General features: G+C 73.2%; 2 protein-coding genes. Both read left to right on the top strand.

Annotation, left to right across the window (positions count from 1 at the left end; all coding sequences use genetic code 11):
* A complete protein-coding gene (locus J5X86_RS23870; protein WP_243981241.1) occupies nt 1-6,708 on the top strand; it encodes a type I polyketide synthase in 6,708 nt (2,235 codons plus the stop codon).
* 41 nt (nt 6,709-6,749) lie between these two features.
* Nucleotides 6,750-18,911, top strand: coding sequence for a type I polyketide synthase (locus J5X86_RS23865; RefSeq protein WP_208518798.1), 12,162 nt, complete (start codon nt 6,750-6,752; stop codon nt 18,909-18,911).
* Nucleotides 18,912-18,927 lie beyond the last annotated feature (16 nt).

Genomic DNA, 18,927 nt, shown 5'->3' with positions numbered 1-18,927 from the left:
ATGGCGAACGAAGAGAAGCTGGTCGAGTACCTCAAGCGTGTTTCCGCCGATCTGCACGATACGCGTCTGCGTTTGCGCGAGATGGAGGAGCGTTCCCACGAGCCGGTGGCCGTGGTCGGCATGGCCTGCCGCTTTCCCGGCGGGGTCACCTCCCCGGAGGAGCTGTGGGAACTGCTCGTCTCGGGTGTCGACGCGATCGGGGACTTCCCGACGGACCGCGGCTGGGACCTCGAGAACCTCTACCACCCCGATCCGGAGCACTACGGCACGAGCTGTGTCCGGCAGGGCGGATTCGTCGAAGCGGACCGGTTCGACGCGGCGTTCTTCGGCATCAGCCCCAGGGAAGCGCTCGCCATGGACCCGCAGCAGCGGCTGGTGCTGGAGATGGCCTGGGAATCCCTTGAACGGGCCGGTATCGATCCGGTGTCGCTCAAGGGGACCCGCACCGGTGTCTACGCCGGTGTGTCCAGCCAGGACTATCTGTCCCGGGCCCCACGCATCCCCGAAGGATTCGAGGGCTACGCCACCACGGGCGGACTCACCAGCGTGATCTCGGGCCGGGTGGCCTACACCTTCGGTCTGGAGGGGCCGGCGGTGACGGTGGACACCGCATGTTCGGCCTCGCTGGTGGCCATGCATCTGGCGGTACAGGCGCTACGGCAGGGAGAGTGCACCCTGGCCCTGGCGGGCGGTGTCACCTCGCTCGCCACCCCCATCATGTTCACCGAGTTCTCCCGGCAGCGCGCACTGGCCCCGGACGGCCGGTGCAAGTCCTTCGCCGCCGACGCGGACGGCACCGGCTTCTCCGAAGGCGTCGGCCTGGTGGTGCTGGAGCGGCTCTCGGAGGCGCGGCGCAACGGCCATCGGGTGCTGGCGGTGATCCGTGGCTCGGCGATCAACCAGGACGGCGCCAGCAACGGCCTCACCGCGCCCAACGACGTGGCCCAGGAACGCGTCATCGGCCAGGCGCTCGCCAACGCCCAGCTGACCCCGGGCGATGTGGACGCCCTCGAGGCACACGGCACCGGCACCAAACTCGGCGACCCGATCGAGGCCGAGGCCCTGACCGCCACGTACGGCCAGAACCGCCCCGCCGACAGACCACTGCTGTTGGGCTCGCTGAAGTCCAACATCGGCCATACGCATGCGGCGGCCGGTGTGGCAGGCGTGATCAAGATGGTGATGGCGCTCCGGCACCCACAACTGCCCGCGAACCTGCACCTCGACGTCCCCACCCCGCACGTGGACTGGGAGGACAGCGGGCTGCGGCTGCTGAACGAACCGGTGGAGTGGCCCCACCTGGAACGACCCCGCCGTGCGGCGGTCTCCTCGTTCGGCATCTCCGGTACGAACGCCCATCTGATCCTGGAGCAGGCGCCAGAGGACGATGCGCCAATGGACCCGGCCTGCTCGGACGTGAGCACGGTTCCGTGGGTGCTCTCGGCCCGTAGCAAGGAGGCGTTGCGGGGGCAGGCTGCCGCTCTGGCTGAGCGGGTGGAGGGCGCGTCCGAGCTGTCGTCCGTTGATGTGGGGTGGTCGTTGGTCACCACGCGGTCGGTGTTTGAGCATCGGGCGGTGGTGGTGGGTGGTGACCGGGCCGAGTTGTCGGCTGCTGTGGGGGCGTTGGTGGGGGGTGTGTCGCATCCGGGTGTGGTGGAGCCGGGTGGGGCGGCGTTGGTGGGTGATGTGGGTCCGGTGTTGGTGTTTCCGGGTCAGGGTTCGCAGTGGGTGGGGATGGGTGCGGAGTTGTTGGAGGTGTCGGCGGTGTTCGCGGCGCGGGTGGGGGAGTGTGAGCGGGCGCTTTCGGCGTATGTGGACTGGTCGCTGACGGATGTGTTGCGTGGTGTGGAGGGTGGGGCGGATCTGGGCCGGGTGGATGTGGTCCAGCCTGTCCTGTGGGCGGTGATGGTGTCGCTCGCTGCGGTGTGGGCGGGGTATGGGGTGCGTCCTGTGGCGGTGGTGGGTCATAGCCAGGGTGAGATCGCGGCTGCGGTGGTGGCGGGGGCGCTGTCCCTGGAGGACGGCGCCAAGGTTGTGGCGCTGCGCAGCAAGGCGTTGCGACGGTTGGCTGGTGGCGGGGCGATGGCCTCCCTCGGTGTGGGTCAGGAGCGGGCGGGTGAGTTGCTCTCCGGTCTGGGTGATCAGGCGGCTGGTGTAGGGGTGGCGGCTGTCAACGGGCCTTCGTCGACGGTGGTTTCGGGTCCGCCGGAGCAGGTGGCCGCTGTGGTGGCGGTGTGTCAGGAGGTGGGGGAGCGGGCGCGGTTGATTGAGGTGGATTATGCCTCGCATGGTCCTCAGGTGGAGGAGATCCGGGAGGAGTTGAATGAGGTTCTGGGTGGTGTCCGTCCGGTTGTTGGTGGGGCGGATGAGGTGGCGTTTTATTCGACGGTGACCGGTGAGCGGGCGGACGCTTCCGTCCTGGACACGGGCTATTGGGTGGCGAATTTGCGGGAGCGGGTGCGGTTTGCCGATGCGGTCGAGGCGTTGCTGGCGGATGGGCATCGGGTGTTCATCGAGGCCAGCAGCCACCCTGTGCTGACTCTCGGTTTGCAGGAGACGTTCGAGCAGGTGGGTGTGGATGCGGTTGCGGTGCCCACGTTGCGTCGTGATCACGGTGGGCGGGCTCAGCTTCTGCAGTCGCTGGGCCAGGCGTTCATTGCTGGGGTCGAGGTGGACTGGAGGGCCGCGTTCCCGGCCGACCCCACGCCTCGTACGGTCGATCTGCCCACGTACGCCTTCCAGCGCCAGCGCTATTGGCTCGATGGCCTCAGCAGCGGCCGGGGTGCCGATCCCACCGACCTCGGCCTGGTCGCGGCGGGGCATCCGTTGCTGGGCGCCGCCGTGGAGCTCGCCGACGGCCAGGGCCATCTGCTGACGGGACGGCTCTCGGCACAGTCCCATGGCTGGCTCGCCGACCATGTCGTGGCGGGCGCGGCCCTGGTGCCCGGGACGGCCCTGGTGGAATGGGCGTTGCGGGCCGCCGATGAGGTCGGCTCCGGTGGTGTGGAGGAGCTGGCGCTTCAGGTACCGCTCGTGCTGCCGCCCCACGGCGGGGTGCGTCTGCAAGTGGTCGTCGGCGGGCCGGGTGCCGATGGCCGACGCGATGTGCGGATGTACTCGCGTCCCGACGACGGTGGCGACACGGTGGCCGGGTGGGTGTGCCATGCGGAGGGTGTGCTGAGCCCGCCTCCCGAGGGCCCCGGGCCGGTGGAGGAGCTGGGCGGGGCATGGCCACCGGCGGGCGCGAAGCCGGTGGACCCCGTGGACTTCTACGAGCACATCGCGGCCTCGGGGTATGCGTACGGCCCGGCCTTCCAGGGGCTTCGCGCCGTGTGGCGGGAGGGCGCTGACCTGCTGGCCGAGGTGGCGCTGCCCGAAGCGGCGGGGGAGCGGACGGGGTTCGGCATCCACCCCGCGCTGCTCGACGCCGCGCTGCATCCCGTTCTGCTGACCGAGGGGTCCACGAGCGACGACGCCGAGTCGGCCGGTGGCCGGGTGTGGCTGCCGTTCACCTGGAACGGAGTGTCGCTGTGGGCGGCCGGGGCGACCACGGTACGGGTGCGGATCTCTCCGTACGAGCCGAGCGCGGAGGGGGAGCGCACGCTGCGGGTGACGGTGGCGGACGCTCTCGGTGCCCCGGTGCTCAGCGCCGACGCGGTGGTGTTGCGATCGGCTGACCCTGATCAGCTGCGTACGGCCCAACGCCCGGGCGCAGATGGGCTGTTCGTCATGGACTGGGTTCCCTTGCCGGTTCCCGCGTCGCCCAACGGCGCCGGGCAGTCCACGGACCACACGGCCGATGACGCCGGCTGGGCGATCCTGGGGCCCGGGGACAGGGCTCCGGCCGGGTCCGCCGCCGTATGCCATCCGGATCCGCAGGCGTTGATCAGCGCGCTCGACGCGGGCGCGCCCGCCCCCGCGGTCGTACTGGCCCTTGAGCCCGCCAAGCCGGTGGATGCGCGGGATGGCGGCATCGCGGCCGACGGTCTGGCCTCGGCGGAACGGGTCCTGGCGCTGCTGCAGGACTGGCTGGCCGAGCCACGCCTGGCGGAGGCCCGGTTGGTGGTGACGACGCGTGGCGCCGTCGCGACGGGTGACGCGGATGGCGTTGATCCCACGGCCGAGGGTGTGGATGCGGCGGGGGCCGCGGTATGGGGTCTGGTGCGCAGCGCGCAGGCCGAGAACCCCGGCCGTTTCCTGCTGCTCGATCTCGACCCTCACACCGAGGTGTCCGCCCGCCTCGTGGCCGAGGCCGTGGCGCGCGCCGTGGAAATGGACGAGTCGCAGCTGGCGCTGCGCGCGGGGCGGGCGCTGATGCCCCGGCTGGTGCGCGCCGCGCGAAGCGGGGGCCTGGCAGCCCCGGTGGGGCGGTCCGCGTGGCGGCTCGGGCTGGAGGGCGCCGGGACGGTGGACGGCGTGCGGCCGGTGGCGTGCCCGGAGGTGCTGGAGCCTCTGCGGGCGGGCCAGGTGCGGATCGATGTCCACGCGGCGGGCCTCAACTTCCGTGATGCGCTGATCGTGTTGGGGATGTACCCCGGGGACGTGGTGTTCGGGGGCAGCGAGGGCGCCGGTGTGGTGCGGGAGATCGGCCCCGAGGTGACCCATGCGTCGGTGGGCGACCGGGTGATGGGCCTGTTCGAGGGCGCGTTCGGCCCGCAGGCCGTGGCGGACGCCCGTACGGTCGTACCCATCCCTGACGGCTGGACCTTCCGGCAGGCAGCCGCGGCGCCCGTGGTGTTTCTCACCGCCTGGTACGGGCTCGTGGAGCTGGGCGGGCTCCAGGCGGGTGAACGGGTGCTGGTCCATGCCGCGACCGGTGGTGTGGGGATGGCCGCGGTGCGGATCGCGCGCTATGTGGGCGCGGAGGTCTACGCCACGGCGAGTCCGGGGAAGCATGCGGTGCTGGAGTCGATGGGCATCGACGAGGCGCATCGGGCCTCCTCACGCGATCTGGACTTCGAGGAGACGCTTCGGGAGGCCACCGGTGGCCGGGGTATGGATGTGGTGCTCAACAGTCTCGCCGGGCCGTTCGTGGATGCCTCGCTCCGTCTCCTCCGCGAAGGCGGCCGGTTGCTGGAGATGGGCAAGACCGATGTCCGCGACCCGGAGCGCATCGCGGTGGACTATCCCGGGGTCCGGTACCAGGCGTACGACCTGATCGCTGATGCCGGTCCGGATCGTATCGGCCAAATGCTGTGGGAGCTAGGCGAGTTGTTCGCCTCCGGTGTGCTGGAGCCTCCTCCGGTACGGGCGTGGCCGCTGAGCCGGACGCGTGAGGCGTTGCGGTATCTGAGTCAGGCCAAGCACACCGGCAAGCTGGTGCTGGACGTCCCGGCCCCCGTGGACCCGGACGGCACCGTGCTCATCACGGGTGGCACCGGCACCCTCGGCCGACATGTCGCCGAACATCTCGTCCGCGCCTGGAACATCCGCCATCTGCTGCTGGTGAGCCGCAGCGGCCCCGAGGCCCCCGGCGCACCGGAGCTGCTGGCCCACCTCACCGACCTGGGCGCCGACGTACGTATCGTCGCCTGCGACATCGGCGACGCCGCCCAGGTGGCCGAGGCCCTCGCAGGCATCGACCCGGCCCACCCCCTGACCGGTGTCGTGCACGCGGCGGGGGCGCTGGACGACGCCATGCTGCCCTCGCAGGATCCGAAGCGGCTGGCGCGGGCCTGGTCGGCGAAGGCCGCAGCGGCAGCCCAACTGCACACGGCCACCGCGCATCTGCGGCTGGGCATGTTCGTGCTGTTCTCCTCCTTCGCCTCCGATCTCGGCACCCCCGGCCAGGCCAACTACGCCGCCGCCAACGCCTTCTGCGACGCCCTGGCCACCCGCCGCCAGGCGGCCGGGCTCCCCGGGCTGTCGGTGGCATGGGGACTCTGGGCGGCCACCAGCGGTCTCACCGCGCGGCTGGCCGAGGCCGATCTGGCCCGGATCGGCCGTCTGGGCATCAAGGCCAACAGCACCGAGGAGGGGCTGGCACTGCTGGACGCGGCCTGCCACCACGGCCATCCGCATCTGCTGGCGCTCCACCTGGACACCGGCTCCCTCGCCGCGCAGACTCCCGGCGCCCTCCCGGCCCCCCTGCGGGCCCTCGCCACCGTCGGCGGCAGCGGGCGGGCCCGGCCCACGGCCGCCGCCGGTGGACAGACCACCGACTGGGCGGGCCGACTCAGGGGGCTGCCGTCCACCGAACAGCACCGGCTGCTGCTCAACCTGGTGCGTACCCAGGCGGCCACGGTGCTCGGCCACGCCGATCCGGGTGTGGTGCAGCCGGACGCGTCGTTCAAGGACCTCGGCTTCGACTCGCTGACCGCCGTGGAGCTGCGCAACCGGCTGGCCGCGGCCACCGGACTGCGGCTGCCCGCGGCCCTCGTCTTCGACCACCCGGAGGCGGCGGTGCTGGCCGAGCATCTGCGCCAGGAGCTTTCGCCGGACGGTGAGCCGGGCGCCCAGGGCCCCGGCGTACCCCAGCCCCACCCCGTCCTCAACGAGCTGGTCAGGCTGGAGAACAGCCTGTCGGCCGTCGTCGTCGAGGACGTGGACTCCGGCGCGGTCACCGCCCGGCTGGAGACCTTGCTGTCCAAGTGGAAGGCGATGTGCTCGCCGGCGGAGGCGGACGACGGCAATGCCGTGGAGCGGTTGCAGGTGGCGACCGCCGATCAGGTTCTGGAATTCATCGACAACGAACTTGGCCTGTCATGAACAACGTGGCGCGCCCTTCGCTGAAGGCCGGGTGACCCTCTGTGACGCACGCTAATGAAGAGAAGCTGGTCGACTATCTGAGGCGAGTGGCAGGCGATCTGCACGAAACGCGTCAGCGGCTGCGCGAGTTGGAGGACCGCTCCCAGGAGCCGGTGGCCGTGGTCGGCATGGCCTGCCGCTACCCGGGCGGGGCCGACTCGCCCGAGAAGCTGTGGCGGCTTCTCGCCTCGGGCACGCACGCCATGGGGGAGTTCCCGGCCGACCGCGGCTGGGACCTGGAGGGACTCTTCCACCCGGACCCGGACCACCCCTGCACCAGCCATGCCCGCGAGGGCGGTTTCCTCTACGACGCCGACCGGTTCGACCCCGAGTTCTTCGGGATCAGCCCGCGCGAGGCGCTGGCCATCGACCCGCAGCAGCGGCTGCTGCTGGAGGTGGCCTGGGAGCTGCTCGAACGCGCCGGAATCGACCCGCTCTCGCTGAAGGGCACCTCGACGGGCGTATACGCCGGGACCGCGCTTCCCGGCTTCGGCACCCCGCACATCGAGAAGAGCGCCGAGGGCTATCTGGTCACGGGCAACGCGCCCAGTGTGCTCTCCGGCCGGGTGGCGTACACCCTCGGTCTGGAGGGACCCGCGGTCACGGTGGACACCGCGTGCTCGTCCTCGCTGGTGTCGATGCATCTGGCCGGTCAGGCGCTGCGGCAGGGTGAGTGCACCCTGGCGCTGGCCGGCGGGGTGACGGTGATGGCCATCCCGAACGTCTTCACCGAGTTCTCCCGGCAGCGCGGGCTGGCTCCCGACGGCCGGTGCAAGGCGTTCTCCGCCGACGCCGACGGCACCGCCTTCTCCGAGGGCGTCGGCCTGGTGCTGCTGGAGCGGCTGTCCGACGCACGCCGCAACGGCCATCAGGTGCTCGCGGTGATCCGGGGCTCGGCCATCAACCAGGACGGCGCCTCCAACGGCCTGACCGCGCCCAATGGCCCCTCCCAACAGCGCGTCATCCTCCAGGCGTTGGCGAACGCACGGCTGTCTCCGGCCGAAGTGGACGTGGTGGAGGCACATGGCACCGGAACCCGCCTCGGCGATCCCATCGAAGCCCACGCGCTGCTCACCACCTACGGCCGGGACCGGTCCGAGGACCGGCCGTTGTGGCTGGGGTCGGTCAAGTCCAACATCGGGCACACCCAGGGCGCCGCGGGCGTGGCCGGCGTCATCAAGATGATCATGGCGATGCGGCATGAGTCGCTGCCCGCCACTTTGCACGTCGACCAGCCCACGCCCCATGTCGCCTGGGACACCGGCGCCGTGCGCCTGCTCACCGAAGCCGTCGACTGGCCGCGTGGCGAGCGGCCCCGCCGGGCGGCGGTGTCCTCCTTCGGCATCTCCGGGACCAACGCCCATCTGCTGCTCGAACAGCCCCCCGCCGACGAGCCCTCCGCCCCGGACCGGACCCCCGGCCCGACCGCCGTGGACACCGAGGAGGGCGGCAGCGTGGTGCCCTGGGTGGTGTCCGCCCGAACCGACCAGGCGTTACGGGACCAGGCCGAGGCACTCGCCGCACATCTCACCGCCCACCCCGGGCTGTCCGTGGCCGATGTGGGCTGGTCGCTCGCCCGGACCCGCTCGGCCTTCGAACACCGGGCCGTGGCCATCGGCGAGGACCGCGACGAACTGCTGGCCGCCGTGCGGGCCCTGGCCGAGGGCCGGAGCCACCCCGGGCTGACCAGGGCCACGGTGGCGGCCCGCTCCGGCGGCACCGCCTTCATGTTCACCGGGCAGGGCAGCCAGCGGCCCGGTATGGGCCGCGAGCTGTACCGGACCTTCGATGTGTTCGCCGCCGCCCTCGACGACGCCTGCGCCCATCTGGACCCGCTGCTCGGCCGCCCGCTGCGCGACACCCTCTTCGCGGCCGAGGACACCGACCAGGCGCGGGCGCTGCACGGCACCGGTGTGACCCAGGCGGCCCTCTTCGCCCTGGAGACCGCGCTCTTCCGGCTCGTCGAGTCGTTCGGCCTCACCCCGTCGTTCCTGACCGGCCACTCCGTCGGTGAGCTGGTGGCCGCGCAGGTGGCGGGCGTGCTGTCCCTTCCCGACGCCTGCGAGCTGGTGGCCGCCCGCGGCCGGCTGATGCAGGCGCTGCCGTCCGGTGGCGCCATGACGGCCGTCGAAGCCACCGAGGAACAGGTCCTCCCCCTGCTCACCGGCCGTGCGGACCGCGTGGCGCTCGCCGCGGTCAACGGCCCCAGCTCGGTGGTCGTGTCCGGAGCCGCGCAAGACGTCGACGAGATCGCCCGCACCCTGAAGGAGCGAGGGCACCGCACCAAGCGGCTCCGCGTCAGCCACGCCTTCCACTCGCCCCTGCTCCATCCCATGCTCGACGACTTCCGCGACGTGGCGCGGCGGCTCACCTACCACGCACCGCGCATCCCGGTGATCTCCAACGTCACGGGCCGGCCGGCCGACCCCGAGCAGCTCCGCGACCCCGAGTACTGGGTACGCCACGTCAGCGAGCCCGTACGGTTCCACGACGGTCTGCGCACCCTGCACGGCGAAGGCGTGACGCGCTACCTCGAACTCGGCCCGGACGCCGTCCTCACCACCATGGCCCAGGACGCCCTCGCCGCCACGACATCCACCGCCGATGCCTCCGACACGCCCGATACTCCTGACACCGCGCCTGTGTTCGCCACCGCCCTGCGCCCGGGCCGCGACGAGCCCCGTACGCTGCTGACCGCGCTCGCCCTGACGCACATCGACGGCGCCACGGTCGACTTCGCCGCCGCCCTCCCCGAGGAAGCGGGCCGTGTCGACCTGCCCACCTACCGGTTCCAGCGGCAGCGGTACTGGCGGCCCGTCCCGAACGCCACCGCCGACGTACGCGCCGTCGGCCTCGGCCCGACCGGTCATCCCCTGCTCCAGGCCGCCGTGGAGACACCCGACGGCGGGCTGCTGCTCACCGGCCGGCTGTCCGCACACACCCACGCCTGGCTCGCCGACCACACCATCGCGGACAGCGTGCCCCTGCCCGGTACGGCCCTGCTGGAGCTGGCCCTCCTCGCCGCCGCGCACACCGGCTGCGAGCTGCTCGACGACCTCACCCTGGAGGCGCCGCTGATCCTGCCCGCCTCCGGTGCCGTACGGATCCAGCTCGCCGTCACCGCGCCCGACGAGACCGGACAACGGACCGTCACCATCGCCTCGCGCCCCGCCGACGAGGGCGGCGACGCCCTGGACGCCCCGGCCACTTGGCGCCACCACGCCACCGGCGTACTGGCCGACCAGGTCACGTCACCGCCCGACGACGAACCGCGGGCCACGGCCTGGCCACCCGCCGGGGCCTCTCCGGTCGACGTGACGGACCTGTACGAGCGGCTGACCGCACAGGGATACGCCTACGGGCCCGCCTTCCGCGGCCTGCACACCGCATGGCGGCTCGGCGAGGAGATGTTCGCCGAGGTACGCCTGGCCCCGGAACAGCGCGGCGAGGCCGAGGGCTACGGACTGCACCCCGCCCTGCTCGACAGCGCCCTGCACCCGGTGGAAGAGCTCTTCGGCGGCGACCACGCGCCGGACGGCGCCGAGGGAACCGTCAGACTGCCGTTCTCCTTCAGCGGGGTACGGCTCTTCGCCACCGGCGCCACCCGGTTGCGCGTGCGCATCACCCCCACCGCCCCGGACACCATCACGCTGCGGCTGACCGACGACCACGGCGCGCCCGTGGCCACCATCGACGCCCTCGGGCTGCGGGAGGTCTCCGCCGACCGCTGGCGCTCCGCCCGCGCTGCCACGGCCGACGCCCCGCTGTACCGCCTGGACTGGCAGCCGTATCCGGTCTCCGCCGACTCGGCCCCGCCCACGGCGAGTTGGGCGCTCGTCGGATCCCAGGACCCGGACTCAGCCCTCCCGGCACATCCGGACTTCCCGGCACACCCGGACCTCCCGGCATATCCGGACCTGGCCGCCCTGCGGGCCGCCCTCGACGGCGGACAGCCCGCCCCCGACGTCGTCGTCCTCGCATGCTCCGGCGCACCGGACACCGCAACGCCCCCGGACGAGACGCCCGCCCGTGTACGCGCGGCGGTCCACCATGTCCTCGGCGTACTGCGCACCTGGCTGACGGACGAGCGGTTCAGCGGGGCCCGGCTGGTCATCGCCACCCGTGGCGCGGTCGCCACCGGCCCCGGGGACGGGCCCGCCGACCTGGCTACCGCGCCCGTATGGGGTCTGGTCCGCGCCGCCCAGGCCGAACACCCGGAGCGCATCCTGCTGCTCGACCTGGACGACGACACCGCGTCGCGCGATGTCCTGCGCACCGCCCTTCCAGTCGCCGGTGCCGAATCCGAGGTGGCGGTACGGGCGGGAACGGCCCATGTGCCCCGTCTGGTCAAGGTCCGACCCGACCAGGACACCCCGCCCCGCGCCCCCCATCAGGACACCTCGCTCGACCCGGACGGCACGGCGCTGATCACCGGTGGCACCGGAGCGCTGGGGCGGCTGGTCGCCCGGCATCTGGTCACCGCACACGGCGTCCGCCATCTGCTGCTGGTCAGCCGGCGCGGGGGCATCACGGAGGACATCGACGCGTTCGCTGACGAGCTGACCGCGCTGGGCGCGGCGGACGTACGCATCGCCGCGTGTGACGCCGCCGACCCCGAGGCGCTGGCCGCGCTGCTCGCCGCCCTGCCCGCGGCGCATCCGCTGACGGCCGTCGTCCACGCCGCGGGGGTGCTCGACGACGGCGTGGTCACCGACATGACGCCCGAGCAACTCGACACCGTACTGGCCCCGAAGCTGGATGCGGCATGGCATCTGCACCGGCTGACCCGGGACATGGATCCGGCCGCGTTCGTGATGTTCTCCTCCGCCGCCTCCATCATGGGCAACGGCGGCCAGGCCAACTACGCCGCGGCCAACATGTTCCTCAACGCCCTCGCCGAACACCGCCGCGCCGAGGGGCGGACGGCCCATACGCTGGCCTGGGGGCTGCTGGCGTCCGCCGGTGGCATGACCGGCCACCTGGACGACGCGGACCTCGCCCGGATGGCCCGCTCCGGGATCGCCCCCGTCTCCAACGAGCAGGCGCTCACGCTGCTCGACACGGCGCTCACCACCGACCACCCCACGCTCGTCCCCGCGCGCTTCGACCTCGCGGCGCTGCGCACCCGGGCCGCCGCCGGACCACTTCCGCCCGTGCTGCGGCGGCTGGTGCACGTCCCCACGAAGGCCACGCGGAACACCGGAACGAGTTCCTTGTCCGGGCGGCTCGCCGGGCTGTCCACCGAGGAACAGGACCGGCTCATCGGAGAGCTGGTACGCGACCAGGTCGCCACCGTGCTGGCCCATCCCGCACCGGAGTCCATCGAACTGGGCAGGGCCTTCCAGGACCTCGGCTTCGACTCGCTGACGGCGCTGGACCTGCGCAACCGGCTCAACGCGGCCACCGGCACCCGGATCCCGGCCACCGTCATCTTCGACTATCCGACCCCCGACGCCCTGGTGCGCTTCCTGCGCGAGCGGCTGGTCGGGAGCGTGGCCGAGACACCGCTCCCGCCGACGGCCACCCTCGTGGCGGCCGACGACGACCCGATCGCCATCGTCGGCATGGCCTGCCGCTATCCGGGCGGCGTCGGCTCCCCCGAGGAGCTGTGGCGGCTGGTGGCCGAGGGTGTGGACGCGATCGGGGAGTTCCCCGCGGACCGCGGCTGGGACCTCGCGGGCCTCTTCGACCCCGACCCGGACCACACCGGCACCAGCTACGCCCGCGAGGGCGGATTCCTCTACGAGGCCCCGCGGTTCGACGCCGAGTTCTTCGGGATCTCCCCGCGCGAGGCGCTGGCCACCGACCCCCAGCAGCGGCTGCTGCTGGAGACCGCGTGGCAGGCGTTCGAGAGTGCGGGCATCGACCCGGTCAGTCTGCGGGGCAGCCGTAGCGCGGTGATCACCGGGGTCATGTACGACGACTACGGCAGCCGCTTCCTGGGCCGCACCCCGGAGGGCGTCGAGGGCCGTCTGATGACCGGCAGCACACCGAGTATCGCCTCCGGCCGGGTGGCGTTCACCTTCGGCCTGGAGGGGCCGGCGGTGACGGTGGACACGGCGTGTTCCTCATCGTTGGTGGCCATGCACTTCGCGGCGCAGGCCCTGCGGCAGGGGGAGTGCACCCTGGCCCTGGCCGGCGGGGTGACGGTGATGGCCACCCCGAACACCTTCGTGGAGTTCTCGCGGCAGCGCGGACTGGCCCCGGACGGCCGCTGCAAGCCGTTCGCCGCGGCGGCCGACGGCACCGGCTGGGGCGAGGGCATCGGCCTGCTCGTCCTGGAGCGGCTGTCGGACGCGCGCCGCAACGGCCGTGAGGTGCTGGCGGTGATCCGTGGTTCGGCCGTCAACCAGGACGGCGCCTCCAACGGCCTCACCGCCCCGAACGGGCCCTCCCAGCAGCGGGTGATCCGCCAGGCCCTGGCCACCGCACGCCTCGCCCCGGCGGACATCGATGTGGTGGAGGCCCATGGCACGGGCACCACGCTCGGCGACCCCATCGAGGCCCAGGCGCTGCTGGCCACATACGGACAGGAGCGGCCCGAGGGACGTCCGCTGTGGCTCGGCTCCATCAAGTCCAACATCGGGCACACCCAGGCCGCCGCGGGCGTGGCGGGTGTGATCAAGATGGTGATGGCCATGCGCCACGGCCTGTTGCCCGCCTCCCTCCACATCAACGCACCCAGCCCGCATGTGGAATGGGACGACGACGGAGTGCGGCTGCTGACCGAGGCGGTCGAGTGGCCACGGGCCGAACGGCCCCGGCGCGCGGGTGTCTCCTCCTTCGGCATCAGCGGCACCAACGCCCATGTGATCCTCGAACAGGCCCTCGACCAGGCCCGACACACCGAGCGCGAGCCCGGCCCCGACGGCCCCCGGGTGGTGCCCTGGGTGCTGTCCGCGCGGGGCGCCGAGGCACTCCGGGACCAGGCGCGGGCGCTGGCCGCGCGGCCGGCCACCGACCCCACGGCCTCGCCCGTCGAGGTGGGCTGGTCCCTCATCCGCTCCCGCACCCTGTTCGACCACCGCGCCGTGGTGGTCGGCGAGAGCCGCGCCGAACTGATGGCGGCTGTCGAGGCGTTGGCGGCCGACGAGACCCACCCGGGCGTGGTGCACACGGGCACGGCGGCCACCCCGGGCGGCGCGGGTCCGGTGCTGGTCTTCCCCGGGCAGGGCTCCCAGTGGATCGGGATGGGTGCCGGACTGCTGGACGCCTCGCCGGTGTTCGCCGCCCGGGTGGCGGAGTGCGAACGAGCGCTCGCACCCCACGTCGAATGGTCGCTCACCGACGTGCTGCGCGGCGTGGACGGCGCGGGCGATCTGAGCCGGGTGGATGTGGTGCAGCCCGTCCTGTGGGCGGTGATGGTATCCCTGGCCGCCGTGTGGGCGGGCCACGGTGTGCGGCCCGCCGCCGTGGTGGGCCACAGCCAGGGCGAGATCGCCGCCGCCTGCGTGGCCGGGGCGCTCACCGTGGAGGACGGCGCCCGCATCGTGGCCCTTCGCAGCCGTGCGCTGCGCCAACTGGCCGGTGGCGGGGCCATGGCCTCCCTCGGCGTAGGTGAGGAACAGGCCGCGGAGCTGCTGTCCGGGCTCGGCGACCGCGCCGCCGCCGTGGTCGTGGCCGCCGTGAACGGCCCCGCCTCCACTGTGGTGTCCGGGCCGCCGGAGCACGTGGCCGCCGCCGTGGCCGCCTGTCGTGACATCGGGGAACGCGCCCGGACGATCGAGGTGGACTACGCCTCGCACAGTCCCCAGGTCGATGAGATCGCCGAGGAACTCACCGGGCTGCTGAGGGGAGTTGAGCCGGTCGGCGCGTCCGGGGCCGGGGTGGTGTTCTACTCCACCGTGACCGGCGGCCGGGCCGATGCCTCCGTGCTGGACACGGGTTATTGGGTGCGGAATCTGCGGGAGCGGGTGCGGTTCGCCGAGGCGGTTCAGGCGCTGTTGGCCGATGGCCACCGGGTGTTCATCGAGGCCAGCACCCACCCCGTCCTCACGGTGGGCATGCAGGAGAGCTTCGAGGAGGCGGGCGTTCCCGCCGCCACCGTACCGACCCTGCGCCGGGACCACGGCGATCTCGCCCAGCTGGTGCGATCGCTCGCCCAGGCGTTCACCGCGGGGGCCGACGTCGACTGGACCACCCTGTTCCCCGCCGACCCCGCGCCCCGCACGGTGCCGCTGCCCACCTACGCCTTCCAGCGCGAGCGCTACTGGCTGGAAGGCACCGCCGGCCGGGGCGGCGACCCCATCGACCTCGGCCTGGTCTCCGCCGATCACCCGCTGCTCGGTGCGGCCGTGGAACTCGCCGACGGCAGTACCCATCTGCTCACCGGACGGCTGACGGCCGGTGGCGGCGAGGGCTGGCTCGGCGAACACGTGGTGGCGGGCGCCCGGCTGGTGCCGGGCGCGGCCCAGGTCGAATGGGCGCTGCGGGCCGCCGACGAGGCGGGCTGCGGCACGGTCGAGGAACTCGCCCTGCAGGTCCCGCTCGTCCTCCCCGACACCGGCGGGCTGCGCGTCCAGGTGGTGGTGGGCGAGGCCGCCGACGACGGCCGCCGCGACGTACGGGTGTACTCCCGGCCCGACCGCGACGCCGAAACCACCGCGGACCCGGTCTGGGTGTGCCATGCGGTCGGCGTACTCGGCCCCCACGGCGAACCGGCACCCCAGCCCGCCGGAGCCTGGCCCCCGGCGGGCGCGGAGCCGGTGGACACGGACGGCTTCTACGAGCGTGCCGAGGCCGCCGGATACGGATACGGGCCCGCGTTCCAGGGCGTACGGAAGCTGTGGCGCGACGGCGCGGATGTGCTGGCCGAGGTGGCGCTGCCCGAAGCGGCGGGCGACCGGGCCGGATTCGGCATCCACCCGGCGCTGCTGGACGCCGCGCTGCACCCGGCGGGCATGCTCACCGCCGGGACCGAGCAGGAGCGCGACACCGGCCAGGTGTGGCTGCCGTTCGCCTGGAACGGAGTGTCGCTGTGGGCCGCCGGAGCGACCACCGTACGCGTCCGGCTGTCCCCGCGTGAGCAGGGCACGGACGGCGAGCGGGCGCTGCGGCTGACCGTGGCCGACGCCGTCGGCGACCCGGTCCTGACGGTCGACTCGCTGGTGCTGCGCCCCGCCCGTACGGATCAGTTGCGGACCGCCGGCCGAGGCGCCGTGGACGGACTGTTCACCCTCGACTGGATCCCGCTCCCCGAGGCGGCGCCCGGCGCCGACGCGGGGCTGCCCGAACCGGTGGCCGGGGACGGCGGCTGGGTGGTGCTCGGCGCCGAGGGCGCGGCGTTGGGCCTGCCGGGCGTGGTCCGCCATCCGGACCTGGAGGCGCTGGTCGCCGCGCTCGACGCCGGAACACCCGCGCCCTCGGTGGCGCTGACCGCCGTACCGGCCTCGACGACGGCCGTGGAGATGGGGGCCACCGAAGCCGATGCCCTGGCGGCCGTGGGGCGGACCCTGGACCTGCTGCGGGGCTGGCTGGCCGAACCCCGGCTGGCCGAGAGCCGCTTGGTCGTGGTGACACACGGCGCGGTCGCCGCCGGTGCCCCGGTGGCGGAGGACTCCGACGCCGGGGCCGTGGACGCGGCCGGTGCCGCGGTGTGGGGTCTGCTGCGCAGCGCACAGGCGGAGAATCCGGAGCGGTTCGTCCTGCTCGACCGCGATCCGCATGGCGCGCCCGACGCCGATGAGATCGGCGCGGCGGTGCTGGATGGTGTGCTGAGGGCCGTCGCCCTGGACGAACCGCAGGTGGCGGTGGGCTCCGGCCGGGTGTGGGCGCCCCGTCTGATCCGTGCGGGCGGCCCCGGCAGCGGCGGCCTGGTGGGCCCGGTGGGACAGCCCGCGTGGCGACTCGCCGTGCGGGGCGCGTCCACCGTGGACAATGTGACGCCCGTGCCGTGCCCCGAGGCGCTGGAGCCGCTGCGGCCGGGAGAGGTCCGGATCGCGGTGCACGCGGCGGGCATGAACTTCCGCGATGCGCTGATCGTCGTCGGGATGTACCCCGGAGGCGGGGTGTTCCGCGGCAGCGAGGGCGCGGGCATCGTCGTGGACATCGGCCCGGAGGTGACCGGGCTCGCGGTGGGCGACCGGGTCATGGGCCTGTTCGAGGGCGCGTTCGGCCCGTGGGCGGTGGCGGACGCGCGCATGGTCGTGCCGATCCCCGCCGGCTGGAGCTTCCGGCAGGCCGCCGCCGTACCGGTGGTGTTCCTCACCGCCTGGTACGGGCTGGTGGACCTGGCCGGGTTGCGGGACGGCGAATCGGTGCTGATCCACGCCGCGACCGGCGGTGTCGGCATGGCGGCCGTCCAGATCGCCCGCCACTTGGGCGCCGAGGTCTATGCCACGGCCGGACCCGGCAAGCACGGTGTGCTCGAGGAGATGGGCATCGACCAGGCGCATCGTGCCTCGTCGCGCGACCTGGACTTCGAGGAGGTGTTCCGCGAGGCCACCGCCGGGCGTGGCGTCGATGTGGTGCTCAACAGCCTCGCCGGGCCGTACGTCGACGCCTCCCTGCGGCTGCTGGCCGACGGCGGACGGCTCTCCGAGATGGGCAAGACCGACATCCGCGATCCGGAACACCTCGCGGCCACGCATCCGGGCGTCCGCTATCGCGCCTTCGACCTGGTCCCCGACGCCGGTCCGGACCGCATCGGGGAGATGCTGCGCGAGTTGAGCGAGCTGTTCGCGGCCGGAGTGCTGCGGCCCGCCCCCGTACGGCCCTGGCCGCTCAGCCGGGCGCGGGACGCGCTACGGCAGCTGAGCCAGGCCCGGCACACCGGCAAGCTGGTGCTCGACGTACCCGCAGCAGTCGACCCGGACGGCACGGTGCTGATCACGGGCGGCACCGGCACCCTCGGCGCGTATATCGCCGAACACCTCGTGCGCACCTGGGGGATCGGCCATCTGCTGCTGGTGAGCAGGCGGGGGCCGGACGCTCCGGGCGCCCGCGACCTGGCCGCCCGGCTGGAGGAGCTGGGCGCGCGGGTGCGCATCGCGGCGGCGGATGTCACCGACGCCACGGCGGTGGCGGATCTGGTGGCGGGCATCGACCCCGAACATCCGCTGACCGGAGTCATCCACGCCACCGGTGTGCTGGACGACGCGGTGGTCACCTCACAGACCCCCGAGCGGCTGGCGCGGGTCTGGACGGCCAAGGCCACGGCCGCGGCCCATCTGCACACGGCGACGGCCCATCTGCGGCTCGGCATGTTCGTCCTCTTCTCCTCCGCCGCGGGCACACTCGGCAGCCCCGGCCAGGCCAACTATGCGGCGGCCAACGCCTTTTGCGACGCACTCGCCGCCCATCGGCGGACCGCCGGGCTGCCCGGCGTATCGATTGCCTGGGGCCTGTGGGCCGACGCCAGCGGGATGACCGGACACCTGGCCGAGGCGGATCTGGCCCGGATGTCCCGTACCGGCGTCGCCGCCCTGAGCACCCGGCACGGCCTGGCCCTGCTCGACGCCGCCGTCCAGCACGGCGGTGACCATCTGGTCGCCGCCCAGGTGGACACCCGCACCCTCGCCGGACTGCCTGCCGACAGCCTGCCCGCCACGCTGCGCGCCCTGGCCGCCACGGGCGGCGGCGTTGGCGGCGCCGGGCGGCGCACCGCGGCGGCGGCCGGGGAAGGCCGCCAGGTCGACTGGGGCGCCCGGCTCGCGGGCCTGTCCACGGCCGAACGGCACCGACTCGTGCTCAACCTGGTCCGTGGCCACGCCGCCACGGTCCTCGGACACGCCGATGTGGACGCGGTACAGGCCGAGGCCAGCTTCAAGGAGCTGGGCTTCGATTCCCTGACCGCCGTCGAACTGCGCAACCGGCTCGCCGCCGCCACCGGTCTGCGGCTGCCCGCCGCCCTCGTCTTCGACTATCCGGAGGCGGCGGTGCTCGCCGACTACCTGCTGGAACGGCTGGCACCCGGCGACGGAGCCGCGCCGGGCCGGGACGCCGTCGACCCGGTCCTGGGCGAGCTGGCCAGGCTGGACACCACCTTGGCCACCCTCGTCACGGACGACGAAGGCCGGCAGCGGATCGCCAAACGGCTGGGCGCCTTGCTGGCGGCATGGAACGGCGGCGGGTCCGGCGCCCCGGCCGACACGACCGACTTCGACGCCCTCGAAGCCGCCTCTGACGACGAGATGTTCGAGCTCATTGACCGTGAACTGCCCTGATGGAGGCGCGGAACTG

The organism is Streptomyces sp. NEAU-YJ-81 (genome assembly GCF_017592595.1).
GTDB classification, from domain to species: domain Bacteria; phylum Actinomycetota; class Actinomycetes; order Streptomycetales; family Streptomycetaceae; genus Streptomyces; species Streptomyces hygroscopicus_B.
Note: the sequence above shows the minus strand (reverse complement) of the source record. Positions and strands in the feature narration are given on the sequence as shown.